The following is a 14,125-nucleotide window of genomic DNA, read 5'->3' as shown; positions in this document are numbered from 1 at the left end:
CCAATACATTTTCTCACTACGATTCTCGCTGATATTTTTGCCTGTCAAAGTGCGGTAAGACTTAGGCAAACGTTTCTTTATTTGCCTTGGCTGGCATCAGATAAAATTAGTGGGTAAAAGTCGGCAGAAAGGGCAAATCACGATTGACTTTCAGCATAGATAGGATAAATATGGATGCATCATTTACTCAACGAACGAGCAAATGTTCGCTACAGTTGCTCGGTCGCTGAAAAACATTGTGTTAGTCATAAGTAGGCTTGCCATCTCATGGCAATTCGCTTATCTAACCTGCATGCAAATGCCCAGCGAATCGCTGGCCTAGCCCAAAGAATAGGACGATCGAAATGAGCAACAAATTAGAGCAACTACGTAAACTAACAACTGTTGTGGCTGATACTGGTGAAATTGACGCGATCAAAAAATACCAGCCAGAAGATGCAACAACCAACCCTTCTCTAATTCTTAAAGCCGCTCAAATTGCAGAATATGCCCCACTGATCGATCAAGCGATCGAATACGCGAAATCACAAACCAGCGACAAAGCAGAACAAGTTCAAGAAGCGTGTGACATGCTGGCAGTGAACATCGGTAAAGAAATTCTGACCACCATCCCAGGCCGTATCTCGACTGAAGTTGATGCACGTTTGTCTTACGATACTGAAGGCAGCATCGTTAAAGCTCGCAAACTGATCAAAATGTACAACGATGCAGGCATCTCAAACGACCGCATCCTGATCAAACTGGCTTCTACTTGGGAAGGCATCCGCGCAGCGGAAGTGCTGGAAAAAGAAGGCATCAACTGTAACCTGACTCTGCTGTTCTCTTTCGCCCAAGCGCGTGCTTGTGCTGAAGCAGGCGTGTTCCTGATTTCACCATTCGTTGGTCGTATCATGGACTGGTACAAAGCAAAAGAAGGTCGTGACTTCGAAGCGCAAGAAGATCCAGGCGTACTGTCTGTGTCTAAAATCTACAACTACTACAAACAACACGGTTACAAAACTGTAGTAATGGGCGCAAGCTTCCGTAACATCGGCGAGATCCTAGAACTGGCTGGCTGTGACCGCCTGACTATCGCGCCATCACTACTGGCTGAGCTAGAAGCGGCTGAAGGCGACGTGGTTGAGAAACTTGTTGATTCGAAAGGTACACAAGAACGTCCAGCAGCGATGACTCACTCTGAATTCCTGTGGGAACACAACCAAGATGCAATGGCGGTAGAAAAACTGGCAGAAGGTATCCGTAACTTCGCAGTAGACCAAGGCAAACTGGAAACCATGATCGCAGCGAAACTTTAATCGCTCGACAACTTCCCGTGCAGGGAAATCAAATTCAAGGGGAAGCGCCCGCTTCCCCGATTTATTTTCGACTATTCATTTTTAAATCCTAACGACTACGGAATCTATTATGAACCGCAAACAACTGGCTAACGCAATCCGTGCACTGAGCATGGACGGTGTACAAAAAGCTAACTCTGGCCACCCGGGTGCCCCAATGGGTATGGCTGACATCGCTGAAGTACTTTGGCGCAGTCACTTGAACCACAACCCACAGAACCCAAAATGGTCAGACCGCGACCGTTTCGTGCTGTCGAACGGCCACGGCTCGATGCTGATTTACTCATTGCTGCACCTGAGCGGTTACGATCTGTCGATTGACGACCTGAAAAACTTCCGTCAACTGCACTCAAAAACCCCAGGTCACCCAGAATACGGTTACGCGCCGGGCATCGAAACCACCACAGGCCCGCTGGGCCAAGGCATCACCAATGCTGTGGGTATGGCGATTGCTGAAAAAGCACTGGCAGCACAATTCAACAAACCGGGCCACGACATCGTTGACCACTTCACTTATGTGTTCATGGGTGACGGCTGTCTGATGGAAGGTATCTCACACGAAGCGTGTTCTCTGGCTGGCACACTGGGCCTTGGCAAACTGATCGCATTCTGGGATGACAACGGCATCTCGATCGACGGTCACGTAGAAGGCTGGTTCTCAGACGATACACCAAAACGCTTTGAAGCCTACGGTTGGCATGTGATTCCTGCAGTTGACGGTCACGATTCAGACGCCATCAACGCAGCGATTGAAGCAGCAAAAGCAGACCCGCGTCCAACGCTGATCTGTACCAAAACCATCATCGGTTTCGGCTCACCAAACAAAGCCGGTTCACACGATTGTCACGGTGCTCCTCTGGGCGCTGACGAAATCAAAGCCGCGCGTGAATTCTTGGGTTGGGAATACGCACCCTTTGAAATCCCTGCCGACATCTACGCAGAGTGGGATGCCAAAGAAGCTGGCGCAGCCAAAGAATCAGCATGGGATGAGAAATTTGCTGCTTACGCAGCTGCTTACCCAGCAGAAGCTGCAGAATACCAACGCCGCGTAGCCGGTGAACTGCCAGCTAACTGGGAAGAAGCCAGCAGCGCGATCATTGCTGAACTGCAAGCGAACCCAGCAAACATTGCATCACGCAAAGCATCGCAAAACGCACTGGAAGCATTTGGTAAACTGCTGCCAGAATTCATGGGTGGCTCTGCCGACCTTGCACCGTCAAACCTGACCATGTGGTCTGGCTCGAAATCGCTGGAAGCAAGCGACTTCTCAGGCAACTACATCCACTACGGCGTGCGTGAATTTGGTATGACCGCCATCATGAACGGTATCGCGCTGCACGGCGGTTTCGTGCCTTACGGTGCGACGTTCCTGATGTTCATGGAATACGCGCGTAACGCAATGCGTATGGCTGCGCTGATGAAGATTCAGAACATCCAAGTCTACACGCACGACTCGATTGGTCTGGGTGAAGATGGCCCAACGCACCAACCGGTTGAGCAAATCGCTTCTCTGCGCCTGACGCCAAACATGAACACATGGCGTCCATGTGACCAAGTTGAATCAGCCGTGGCTTGGAAACTGGCAATTGAACGTAAAGACGCGCCAACTGCGCTGATCTTCTCGCGTCAAAACCTTGCGCAGCAACCTCGTGATGCCGAGCAACTGGCGAACATCACCAAAGGTGGCTACATCCTGAAAGATTGCGCAGGCAAACCTGAACTGATCCTGATTGCCACTGGCTCTGAAGTAGAGCTGGCGGTGGAAGCTGCAGCGCAACTGACTGCCGAAGGCAAGCAAGTGCGCGTGGTGTCGATGCCATCGACCGATGCATTCGACAAACAAGACGCCGCTTACCGTGAATCCGTACTCCCAGCAGACGTAACTGCTCGTATCGCGATCGAAGCTGGCATTGCCGACTTCTGGTACAAGTACGTTGGCTTTGGTGGCCGCATCATAGGTATGACCAGCTTCGGCGAATCTGCACCGGCTGGCGAGCTGTTCAAACTGTTCGGCTTCACCACTGAAAACGTCGTGAACACAGCCAAAGAACTGCTGGCATAAGCTCAAGCATTTCGCACACCAAAAGCCCCGCTCATTGAGCGGGGCTTTTTTAGTCTGTGGATTAGTTATGTGAGGTGTGATAGCTCAGCCGATTAATGTCCGCTGTCACGAAGCGCCTCAAGCTGGTTTTTCAGCAACGCAGGCAACGTATAGAGCAACAATAAACGGATCGCGTGATTAACCATCACAAACGCAGGCTCCAGCCCTAACAGCAATGCCACAGCCGTCATGGCTTCCACGCTGCCCGGCACCCAAGATAGCAACATCACCAACCAAGGCATCCCCAGCGCAATCGACGCAATATAAGACGTAATCACAGCCACCAACATGCCAATGAATGTCACCATCACACCTGCTTTTGAATAAGAGACGGCTTCTCGCAACGTGGTTTCCGCCAAACGAGCACCGATCAACACACCCAGCAGCGCGGTAGAAAACAGCACCAACCACACTGGAACCGCTAATGTCACCGGCGCCATGATGCCATTACACGCAGCTGCAATCACCAAGGAAGCAATCATATAAGGCGCAGGCACGCCGAAACGTACCGAGAGTTTGCCACTCACCATACTGATGGCCACAATCCCGGCCAGCACGCTCCATTGTTCCAAATTCAGCGCAACACTCTCTTTGACGACCTCAGCGGTATTGCTAGAGATGACCCCGGCCAGAACAATCAAGATGATTAAACGTACCGAATGGGCATAGACCACTTTCGGTGACGGTTTACTCTCCGATTCACTGATCACCAGAATGGCTGCCATTGCGCCCGGCACTGCCGCTAATAGCGATTCAAATGGACTCCACTTTTCGCGCTTATGCAACCACCAAAAACTGCCGCCAGTTTGCAGCATGAGGCACACGATCAACCCCAAAATGACCGGCAAGCTGATGGTGTGAGCTAACTCGGCAATCGAGATCGTCGCACCAACACTGATGCCCAACACGACTTGGATAAACATCAATAAGGTTTGTGGAATACGCAACGCATGGTTAAACCGCTTTCGCAAAAGAATCACGACAAAAGCAGATAAAAATAGCCCCGTTAGCGGCAAGGTAAAGCACTGTGCAGCCAAGGAACCCATCGCAGCAACCACAAGGATCTGCCCCAGATTGGTGATAGAAGATCGTTTGAACATGATTCGCTCTTGTTAATACTACCGGCAACGATTGCGCCGCCGCTTAGACAATGGTGAGAATGGGCGTCTGTTATCCATGGCATGAACAATGGCGACGCGAGACAGCGTCGTCATTCTACGCCGAACAGCGCAACATTGCATCGCGATGGCACAACTATGCTGGCTCCGAGTCTCTCAAGCACGGTGACAGCAAGCTTTTTAACGCCTGATTAAGATACGTGGTCCGTTGCGGCAAAACGCGATGGCGTTTGTGAATCAGATACAGTGTTTCATACACCTGCGTCTCGCGCTGGATAACAGCGATACGGTCTGCATCCACAAAGCTACTCACGGCAGATTTAGGCAATAACGTAAAGCCAAGGCCTCGCGCCACTGGCACCAAAATCTGGTTAATCTGATTGACGTAGCTACTCACGTGAAGCTTGGCAGTATCGACTTGTCGCAACTGCTCGTCATCACAACGAGACAAGTACAGTGACAAATAATGCTCCGCATCGGGATGACTCACTAACCCGAGTTCCAACAGCGTTTCTGCAAGGTTCGGCGTTTGTTCATACGCTTTGGGCACCACAATGAACAGCGGCTCTTGGCCTATCTCTTCCACTTGCAACAAACTTTGATTAGGTACGTGCGTCACGATACCGACATCCGCCTCACCGCTTTCGACCTGACGCATAATGCGTTGATTCGGCGCCGCCTCCACTTCAATCGACAAGCCGCGATGACGCTGTTGAATATCGAGCAGTTGCGGGTATAGCGTTAACGCCATCGCACCGGAACACGCCAACTTGTAGCGCCCAGAAAAGGGATCATCTTCACCCAATTGAAGCAACAGATTCCGCTCGCTTTGCGCTTGCTGGCAGGCATATTCGTACACCAACCGTCCTTGCTCGGTGATTTCAAACGTCTTATTGATGCGTTTGATCAACGCGTGTCCACACGCCTCTTCCAACTTGCGAACGTGCTGACTCACGCCTGGCTGCGTCATAAACAATTTGTCAGCGGTTTGAGTAAAGTGGCCGGTTTCAATCAACGTTTTAAACGTCATCAACCAGTTAGGATTCAACATGCACTCACCATAACAATAAATTATCAAACGAAGAATATATGATAATTATTCTACGTTTTGGGCGTGAGTTAGTCATCAACCGCCTTCAATTCCCCTTGGATGACCTGCAACGGCGCAAGAAACGTCAGTCACCGGCTGGCCATACCCGGTGACTGCGCTGTTTAAGCACGGCTTTGACGGGCAGCCAACCATTTTCGGTTGCACGCTTGATTCAATTGACCGCACAGCACGATGACGACCGCGCCAATCAATACCGGTGTGATCAAAAACGACCAACTTTGCGCAGTGAGCATGATGAGCAGCGGATTCGCCCCCGCAGGCGGATGCGTCGTTTTGGTGGCGAGCATTAAACTGATGGCAAGCCCCGTCGCCAATGCCAAACTCCACGGCTCCACTGGCAATCCATGCACGAACGCCAATCCGACAGTCGCGGTAATCAAGTGACCAAAAATCACATTTTTCGGCTGCGCTAGCGGGCTGTCTGGCACGCCAAACACCAACACAGCCGTGGCTCCGAATGGCGCCATCAACCACAAACCCGCACTGCTCCATGCATCCGCATACGAAAGTAACCCGATGGCGCACGTCGCCGCACACCCTGCCAATAAAGCGGACTTCAAATGATTCATTCTGTTTCTCCTTGTTGGTAGACCACTCTGTCTACCCAATTAAAATAGACAAGTCTGTCTACCTGTGTCAACATCAATTTTGTCGACACAGGAGCAAAGCATGAGTGATAAACGTGAACAGTTAATTCAAACCGCATTGATGCTGTTTTACCAACATGGCATTCGAGCGATTGGGATTAACGAAGTATTGAAACAATCGGGCATTGCGAAAAAAACGCTCTATCACCACTTCAGCAGCAAAGACGAGTTGGTATTGGCTGCTTTGCAGTACCGAGATACTATTTTTCTTGATTGGCTACGTCACGAAGTCACCCATTTGCGCCCGGGTATCGAAGCGTTGCAAGGCTTGTTTCACGCGCTTGATCGCTGGTTTCACGACGATGTTCCAGCGCTGCAACCGTTTCGCGGCTGTTTTTTTATCAATACCGCTGTCGAATACCGCGACGACAACCCCACCCTCGCAGCGTATTGCCAAGCGCATAAAGCCAAGGTTAGAAGTATCGTGCGTCACTGCCTGACAGACGAACAAGCGTGTCAAACCGATTTGTTGGACACGGTGTGCGTATTGAAGGAAGGGGCGATCGTGACAGCGCAGGTCAATGGCGACATGAACGCCGCCAGACCGATCCTCACGATGTTGCCTAGGTTGTTAGGTTGATCACGAGTGTGCGACCAGATTGGTGGGTTGCCCTTGAGCAAACGCAATCACGTTCGCAAACGCATGCTTGAAATAGAGCTCGTAACTTTCACGCTCCACGTACCCTAAATGGGGCGTACACAGAACATTGCTGAGCGCGATCAAAGGTTGAATCGTGGCATCACATGGCTCTTGTTCGTAGACATCCACCGCGGCTTGCCGAGTTGGACACTCGGTCATTGCACGATACAACGCATCGGGTGCCACCAGCTCAGCGCGGCTGGTATTCACAAACAGTGCATTGGGTTTCATTCGCGCGAGATCCGAATACGTCACAATGCCCCGAGTTGCCTCATTGAGTCGCAAATGGAGCGAAATGACATCTGATTGCGCAAAGAACGCCGCTTGGCTCTCTGCTGCCACAAATCCGTGTTCACCCGCCAGCGCGCATGACGTCTCACTGCCCCACACCAGAACCTGCATGCCAAACACTTTGGCGTATTGTGCGATCATTTGGCCGATCTTGCCGTAGCCCCAAAGTCCAAGCGTCTGCCCTGCGAGCACCCGTCCCAATCCCAAGTTCCCATTGTGTTGCCAATGGCCTTGTTGCAACTGAGTGATGTACTGCGGCAGATGACGCGAAGCCGCCATGATCAGCGACCAACACAGCTCCGCGGGCGCCGTTGGCGAGCCAACCCCTTCCGCCACTTCAACGTTGTATCGGTGGCACAACGCAACATCAATATGATTGCTCACTTTGCCCGTTTGACTGATGAGTTTTAAGTTCGGACAACGCGCAAGCAGCGATTCAGTGATCACCGTTCGTTCGCGGATCAACACCACAGCATCAAATGGCGCTAACGCCAAAGCCAGCGCCTCTTCACTCTCAAACGTGTGATTAAACACCGTCACCTCATAACCCGCCAATTGTTGGAAGGTTTTCAGCTCACGCACGACATCTTGATAGTCGTCTAGAATCGCGATTTTCATCATCATATATCCGTTTGTGTCGCCCTACGCCCTATGATTGGAGGGTGGAGATTGGCGTTGTCATGATCAGCAGATGATCGTTATCGGATCTGCTCGTGTTCAACCTGCATCGGTTTATGCGGTGATACATCGGCCGATTTGTGGATCAGGTATTCCCCTTTGCCAACGGTAAGCAAACTGGTGGTAAATTCATTCCGTTGCTCAAAATAATCGACGAAGGATTCGATTTCGCTGGCATGTGAAATGGCATTATCCACCACAATCACGCCTCCCGGTTTTAAGCGCGCCAGCACCGGTGCAATCAATTGAAGATAGACGCTGCGCTGTGTATCCATAAACACCAAATCAAGCTCGTGTGGCACGTTGTGGATTTGCTCAAGCACATCGCCCACCAAGATGTCGATGACATGCTCAACACCAGCTCGTGCGAAATTAGCTTGTGCTTCCGCCACCTTGTGTTCGCTGCGCTCAATCGTAAAGATCTGCCCATCATTCGGCAGCGCGGCAGCCAGCCACAACGTGGAATAGCCGTTTGACGTGCCGAGTTCGAGAACACGCTTTACCCCACCGCTTTTGACCAACCAATAGAGCAATTCGCCGGTATCACGCGTGATATTGAGGTATTTGAATTGGCGATCCGTTTGAGTCGCGTCATTGTCTGCCCCTTTTTGCTCCAGCTCGCAAAGCAATGTTTGCATCGCTGGGCTGAGTTTATTTTGCATCGTGAACCTCCCTGAGTGTGCCTGACGTTATTGCAACCAATGAAATGAACGGCTTAAAAACGCGCAGCCATTCGCAGTAATCCATTCACCATGCGCCATCACAATTTGCTCCGGTTGCCACGCGAGCATGGTCTCAAGGTGCTGCTTGGCCTCACGTTTGTGGAACGTGAAACTCAAACGCCAATCGAGCGGCATTTTGCCGTATGGCGCCACCACGCCCGCTGCTTTTGCCAAGGTCATCTTCCAGCCGCCAAAGGCTTGCGGTGAAAAGTTTTCAATCAGATCGGTCACGATGAGGGTTGAACTGGCACGATGAAAAAAGACCGCTTCTTGCATTACCTTTGAACCGGTAAACAGCAGGTAATGAATGTCCGAATCCCACGGATTGTCCAACTGGGCATCCAAAACGCCATCAAAGCGTAAATCAGGACGTTTTGCGATCACCTGGTGCGTGCCGTAGGTCAACGCATGAGGATAAGCGAGCTGCCAATCCTGCACGAACAAATGATGCAGATGATTGGGCGCGATGAGGAATGCCACATCGCCCAAAGCATCAATGGCGCGTTGCAGCTCAGGCGTCAGTCGAATCGGGCTATGAATCCAGAGTTGGTCGTTGCTGAGTTTAACCACCGTCATGCGCGTGGTATAAGGCAAGGTAAAAAAAGGCACGGCATCGCCGTCCACAATCCAAATTTGTTCACCGATGGCTTGCATGCAGGCATCTCTCCGTTGGCGTGTTACGCCGTCAGTTGATTCACAATTTCTCTCACAACCGGCATCACAGAAACGACGAGCAACGCCGCCATGACCCAGTTAAACCATTGTCTTTGCTTTGGTGATTGCAACCACTTTTTCAACAGCGACCCAAACAACAACCACACCCCCACGCACGGAAAAGAGACGACAAAGAACGTCGCAGCAATCATGAGATTCTGAGTTACAAAGTTAGCGCCAACGGTGGTAAACGCCGCAATTGCACCGGTTGCAACAACCCATGCTTTGGCATTCACCCATTGAAAAAGTGCACCTTTAAGAAAGCCGAACGGCTGGGTTTGGGGAGCGGTTTGAATGGTATTCGAAGCGCGGGCAATCAACACCGCAAGATAGAGCAAGTAAGCAGTTCCAACGCATTTAATCACCACGTGCAACAGCGGAAAACGATCAAACAACTGGCCAAATCCCAACCCGACCAGCAGTAACATGACGGTAAAGCCAACACAGATGCCCGTCAGCAAAGGCAAACTCTTCTTCACCCCAAAATTGAGCCCTGATGTCATCACCATGATGTTGTTGGGACCGGGGGTCACCGACGAGGCGATCGCAAACAAAATAGTCGCCCATACATACTCCATTGCAGCCTCTCCTTCGTCGTCAATCAATCCATCAGTTGGGTGCGGAACCAGAGGTTTCAATCCAATACCGAGCCAATTCGCACTCAAAGACCTTTCCCCAAACCAAGCTTTCAAATACACCGCCATTGTTTTCGATGACGCCTCTGGAAGCCCAGTTGTCTGAATCGGCGACCAACAAGGCCCGCTCAATCCCTAAGGCGTGTGCTTGGCGAAGCGCGAGCGATAGCATATGGCTACCAACCCCTTGTCGTCGTTGTGATGGAGCAACGTCATAACCGATATGCCCGCATTCAACACGCAGAAAGTCATTTTCTATATGGTGCCGCACACGAATCGCCCCCAAGATTTGATGCGCATCATCCACCAGCCAGAAATGATTGCAAGGCACGTATCCGGTCGGCAATCCAATCCCTTGTGCTTCATCATTGAGCCGTTGAACGTATTGAGCAAATGCATGCTGACTCGGCTCATAGTAAGCCGAATTTTCCGGGTCATGATGCACAAAATCTTGATAGAAAATATGAAATGCAGATTCGTAGCACGGGTGCGGCGCAACTAACTTCAAAAGACCCCCTTGGGTGACAAAAAGAGCCCGAATTCGGGCTCCACCTTTCGCAATCGTATCGGGTTACAGTTTGACAACTTCACCCGTGAGCGCGACACCAGCAATCACAGCGCCAGCACCACATTGAAAAGTATCTTCACTGGACGTGAGATTATTTTTGTAGTTCGATTTGATGTTAACGACAGCATTACCACCTTCTTTGATGGCGCGGTCTTTCAGCGCGATCATGGCAGAGAGAAAGACCCATTGGCACGCTTCTTCATCGCTTTTGTTAAAGGCGTTGGTTTTCTTGTTGGTTTTGAACTCACCCATCGTTTTCAGTACCGCTGGATGCACTTGATCACCAAAGAAAAATTGAACGTCATCACCCAATTTGGTTTGGGCAACCTCTTGGTTTAAAGCATCTTGAATCGAGTAATTGCCCACATCATCACGAGCAACAGCAGAAGCGGAACAAAGCACTAACGTCGATAAAATCGCAGGAAGGATCTTCTTCATTTTTTATCCTGAAATGAAATATGTAGAACGGCAACAAACTTGTTGTCTTAAGAAACTTCTACCATATCGATTTAATCTCCAGCCTGCAAACAACTTATTGATGAGACAAATCATTGACAGGCTAAGCGTCTCACTTTCGTGACGCGGCGTGAGTGACGAAGACGCCTGAATTAGTCTGTACTTTGGCAAATTTCTAGGGTGGTCATCGCCTTGATCGGCACCCGGAAACTGGAAATATGAGACAGCACAAACGAATGGTGATGACGAATCAGTTCGGCAGAGGCGTGCGGCTTGTCATGCGTGGTGTGCGCATCCGTCGCCAGTTGAATCGCATAACCCAATGCCGCAGCGCGACGTGTGGTGGTGTCCACACAAAAATCAGAAGCGTACCCGCAGATCACCAACTCATCGATATCCTGCTCTTCCAGCAAGCAACGTAAATCCGTGTGGTGGAACGAATCCGGCGTGGTTTTACGCACAAACAGATCCCCCTCTTCGGTGTTCAAATCGTGTTGCAGTTGCCACCCTTCACTCTCGTATTTCAGCTCTGGGTATTCTGGCTCTTCGTGTTGAATGAAGATCACCGGATAGCCTTTCTCCCTTGCCCAATGACTCAGCGTGTTGATGTTGTGCACAACATCTTTTGCCGCGTAGGGCTTTGGCACCGGCTCAAAAAGGGATTCCTGAACATCAATAATCAGTAACGCTTTATTTTTCATACCACATCTCTCTGACTCGTTTTATCGTCATTCTAACAGCAGTTCACATGACGAAACTTTCTCTCAACAAGCATAATTCACCGAAAGCGATCCTTCATTGTTGAGTTTTGTTCCAATCGTATTCCATCTGGTTCGCCGTGCGCTCGGCCAATGCCATTGAGTCGAGCACCGAGACCAAATACAGGCTCATGTCGATCCCTGCGGAAATGCCAGCCGACGTAGTGATGTTGCCACTGCGCACCCAACGTACATGCGCCTGAACATCTAGCGCTGGAAACATCGCTTTTAAATCAGCAATATCTTCCCAATGTGTAGTGACCGATTGATCGGTCACTACACCGGCCTTGGCAAGCAGAAAGGCCCCCGTACACACCGAGGCCACTTCGCTTGCGTCACGTGCAACGGCGCGGATCCAGTCCACCACCTCGGGCTTGTTCAACTCCGCGGTGTGCACGCCACCTACCACAATCAAAACATCAATTGGCGGATGATTCTGGAAGCAGTAATGCGGATTGACGCCATAGCCACCGCGCGCGTTCACCAACGTGTCGTGCTGAGCCACGAAAAAGACACGCCAATCGTTGTCAGCCAAACGCTTCGCCGTACTCAGCACTTCAAATGGACCAGAAAAGTCGAGCACTTCCGCTTCGTCATAAATGTAAATGGCGATATTCATCCTTGAGTCCTTACTCATTCGCTATTGAACGCGTTGAGTGTAATGATCAAACGCGGTCACTTTGACATAACCATGCGATTCATACAGCGCTTTGGCCGGTTCATTCTCAACCGCAGTGGCCAATTTCACCGTCAGTGCATCGGTTTCAATCGCGTAATGACGAATATGCGTCAGCAACAACCCAGCCACGCCCCGACGGCGAGCGCCCGCTGCGACAAAAAGATCGTTCAGATACCACATGCGTTTCATCGCCACTGATGAAAAGGAAGGATACAACTGAGCAAATCCCAACAGTTCATTTCTCTCTCTCACGACAAAAATCACCGAATCTTGCGCGCTCAAGCGCTTGGCAATAAAATCACGAGCCGCATTCAGATTCGCAGATTGTTGGTAAAACTGGCGGTACGCATCAAACAACTCGGAGACTGTCTCCAAATCCGAAGATGTCGCTTGTAAAACCTGCATCATGACTCCTTGTCTGTTACAGCACGATTTGCGTGGTGACTTCGGTTTTGACCGAATTCGCGATGAAGCAGTTTTCATGCGATTGATGATGTATTTTTTCGAGCATCTCCACGCTGGGTTGCTTCTCTCCTGAGAAGATGACTTTGGGTCGCAACACCACTTGGGTGAGTGCCGTTTTGCCTTCTTGATTGGGCGCCAATGTACCGATGGCCTGATCTTCATACGATTCGACCACATAACGCTTTTTCGCCGCAATCGACAAAAATACCAACATATGACAACTCGACAATGCCGCAATCATCGCTTCTTCCGGGTCGACATTCGCTGCCACCGACAAGGGCAACGGCACAATATGAGGTGATGCCGAAGCAGGCACCGTGACGCCGCCATCAAACTGCCATTCATGGCCTCGGCTGTATTGGTTGTCATGAAACACTTCACTTGGCTGACGTTGCCATTTCACGGTTGCGCCGTACTGCGACATGCATTGCTCCTATCGATTTAGGTTCTTGAAACAGTGGAGAGCCACGCACCGGCGCCAACAAACACCCCACCCGTAAGGCGATTGAACAGTTTGGCGCGCCCTTTGGCCAGAATCCATGTGGAAGATTTTGCCCCGAGATACGCGTAAACACAGAGCCAAGATAGCTCCATCACCATGAACGTTGAGGCAAAAATAAGGTATTGAGTCAGCAACGCTGCGTGAGGGTCAATGAACTGTGGAAACAGTGCGGTGAAAAACAGAATGGCTTTAGGATTACTGGCACCGACAATAAAACCGCTGACATAATGCGCGCGGTAACCGGCAACTTGGTTCGTTTCACCATTGACCATATCGTATTGATTTTGCTTTGACGTCAGCGCTTTCACGCCAAGGTAAGCCAAGTAAGCGGCACCGAACCATTTAACAACATTGAAGATCACTTCTGACGAAGCGATGAGCACCCCAAGGCCGGTGAATGACAAGGTCATGATGCCGGTAATCGCCGTCAAACTGCCCAGCGCGGTAGCAAACGCCCGTCGCCAGCCAGACACAACACCTTTGGTCATACAGAGTAGCGAACTTGGCCCCGGCGATGCCGTGAGAATAAGCACAGCCAAGGCAAAAACCATCCAGGTTTCGAGTGACATAGGAAACTCCTTTTCCAGCCTGTTCTAACAAATGTTCATTCGGCCAGCATGGCCGATGTGATGCGGTGAATCATTCACGCGCGTACATTCAACCATACGCATAAAATGATGCCATGTTAATTCATTTATACCGCACG

General features: G+C 50.6%; 17 protein-coding genes. 3 read left to right on the top strand and 14 right to left on the bottom strand.

The genetic code is table 11. The features are described from left to right. Nucleotides 1–344 precede the first annotated feature (344 nt). Nucleotides 345–1,295: a transaldolase gene (gene tal / locus ACF8PK_RS00940; RefSeq protein ID WP_014257226.1), complete on the top strand. Its 951-nt coding sequence runs from the start codon at nt 345–347 to the stop codon at nt 1,293–1,295. A gap of 109 nt (nt 1,296–1,404) precedes the next feature. After that, nucleotides 1,405–3,396: a transketolase gene (gene tkt, locus ACF8PK_RS00935; protein ID WP_286213076.1), complete on the top strand. Its 1,992-nt coding sequence runs from the start codon at nt 1,405–1,407 to the stop codon at nt 3,394–3,396. A gap of 92 nt (nt 3,397–3,488) precedes the next feature. On the opposite strand, the gene ACF8PK_RS00930 is transcribed toward tkt, so the two are convergent. From ACF8PK_RS00930 to ACF8PK_RS00920, 3 genes are all read right to left on the bottom strand, one after another. Beyond that, nucleotides 3,489–4,535 (bottom strand): AbrB family transcriptional regulator, encoded by a 1,047-nt coding sequence (locus ACF8PK_RS00930; RefSeq protein ID WP_014257224.1) that lies wholly within the window; start codon nt 4,533–4,535, stop codon nt 3,489–3,491. 154 nt (nt 4,536–4,689) lie between these two features. After that, a complete protein-coding gene (locus ACF8PK_RS00925) occupies nt 4,690–5,604 on the bottom strand; it encodes a LysR family transcriptional regulator (protein ID WP_392439593.1) in 915 nt (304 codons plus the stop codon). A 161-nt stretch (nt 5,605–5,765) separates the two neighbouring features. Next, nucleotides 5,766–6,233 carry an HPP family protein gene (locus ACF8PK_RS00920; protein ID WP_004728023.1) on the bottom strand — a complete coding sequence of 156 codons (468 nt, stop codon included), beginning with the start codon at nt 6,231–6,233 and terminating at the stop codon, nt 5,766–5,768. A gap of 100 nt (nt 6,234–6,333) precedes the next feature. On the opposite strand from ACF8PK_RS00920, the gene ACF8PK_RS00915 reads away from it, so the two are divergent. Beyond that, on the top strand, nt 6,334–6,891 hold the full coding sequence (locus ACF8PK_RS00915; RefSeq protein ID WP_392439590.1) for a TetR/AcrR family transcriptional regulator: 558 nt from the start codon (nt 6,334–6,336) through the stop codon (nt 6,889–6,891). Here the strand turns inward: ACF8PK_RS00915 and ACF8PK_RS00910 are convergent, their stop codons facing one another. The 11 genes from ACF8PK_RS00910 to ACF8PK_RS00860 form a co-directional block, all read right to left on the bottom strand. Next, nucleotides 6,892–7,860: a D-2-hydroxyacid dehydrogenase family protein gene (locus tag ACF8PK_RS00910; RefSeq protein ID WP_392439904.1), complete on the bottom strand. Its 969-nt coding sequence runs from the start codon at nt 7,858–7,860 to the stop codon at nt 6,892–6,894. Between the two features lie 80 nt (nt 7,861–7,940). Further along, nucleotides 7,941–8,582, bottom strand: a complete 642-nt coding sequence (locus ACF8PK_RS00905) for an O-methyltransferase (RefSeq protein WP_392439588.1) — start codon at nt 8,580–8,582, stop codon at nt 7,941–7,943. Between the two features lie 27 nt (nt 8,583–8,609). Next, the gene (locus tag ACF8PK_RS00900) at nt 8,610–9,296 is read right to left on the bottom strand and encodes a DUF4336 domain-containing protein (RefSeq protein ID WP_392439586.1); all 687 of its coding nucleotides are present in this window, start codon (nt 9,294–9,296) and stop codon (nt 8,610–8,612) included. A 23-nt stretch (nt 9,297–9,319) separates the two neighbouring features. Beyond that, nucleotides 9,320–9,934, bottom strand: a complete 615-nt coding sequence (locus tag ACF8PK_RS00895; RefSeq protein WP_014257217.1) for a LysE family translocator — start codon at nt 9,932–9,934, stop codon at nt 9,320–9,322. 31 nt (nt 9,935–9,965) lie between these two features. Then, nucleotides 9,966–10,499, bottom strand: a complete 534-nt coding sequence (locus ACF8PK_RS00890; protein WP_038152099.1) for a GNAT family N-acetyltransferase — start codon at nt 10,497–10,499, stop codon at nt 9,966–9,968. 63 nt (nt 10,500–10,562) lie between these two features. Continuing rightward, nucleotides 10,563–10,997, bottom strand: coding sequence for an excinuclease (locus ACF8PK_RS00885; protein WP_158141947.1), 435 nt, complete (start codon nt 10,995–10,997; stop codon nt 10,563–10,565). 170 nt (nt 10,998–11,167) lie between these two features. Next, complete coding sequence (locus ACF8PK_RS00880) at nt 11,168–11,716, bottom strand: cysteine hydrolase family protein (protein WP_004728015.1); 549 nt, start codon at nt 11,714–11,716, stop codon at nt 11,168–11,170. A gap of 94 nt (nt 11,717–11,810) precedes the next feature. Then, nucleotides 11,811–12,392, bottom strand: a complete 582-nt coding sequence (locus tag ACF8PK_RS00875; RefSeq protein ID WP_154179939.1) for a DJ-1/PfpI family protein — start codon at nt 12,390–12,392, stop codon at nt 11,811–11,813. Nucleotides 12,393–12,413: 21 nt separating this feature from the next. After that, complete coding sequence (locus ACF8PK_RS00870) at nt 12,414–12,857, bottom strand: GNAT family N-acetyltransferase (protein ID WP_392439902.1); 444 nt, start codon at nt 12,855–12,857, stop codon at nt 12,414–12,416. A gap of 16 nt (nt 12,858–12,873) precedes the next feature. Beyond that, entirely contained in the window at nt 12,874–13,341 is a 468-nt protein-coding gene (locus ACF8PK_RS00865) for an OsmC family protein (RefSeq protein WP_392439582.1), read from the bottom strand. Between the two features lie 17 nt (nt 13,342–13,358). Continuing rightward, nucleotides 13,359–13,988 (bottom strand): LysE family translocator, encoded by a 630-nt coding sequence (locus tag ACF8PK_RS00860; protein ID WP_392439580.1) that lies wholly within the window; start codon nt 13,986–13,988, stop codon nt 13,359–13,361. Nucleotides 13,989–14,125 lie beyond the last annotated feature (137 nt).

Source organism: Vibrio sp. CJQ_6 (genome assembly GCF_043106745.1).
GTDB classification, from domain to species: Bacteria; Pseudomonadota; Gammaproteobacteria; order Enterobacterales; family Vibrionaceae; genus Vibrio; species Vibrio furnissii.
Note: the sequence above shows the minus strand (reverse complement) of the source record. Positions and strands in the feature narration are given on the sequence as shown.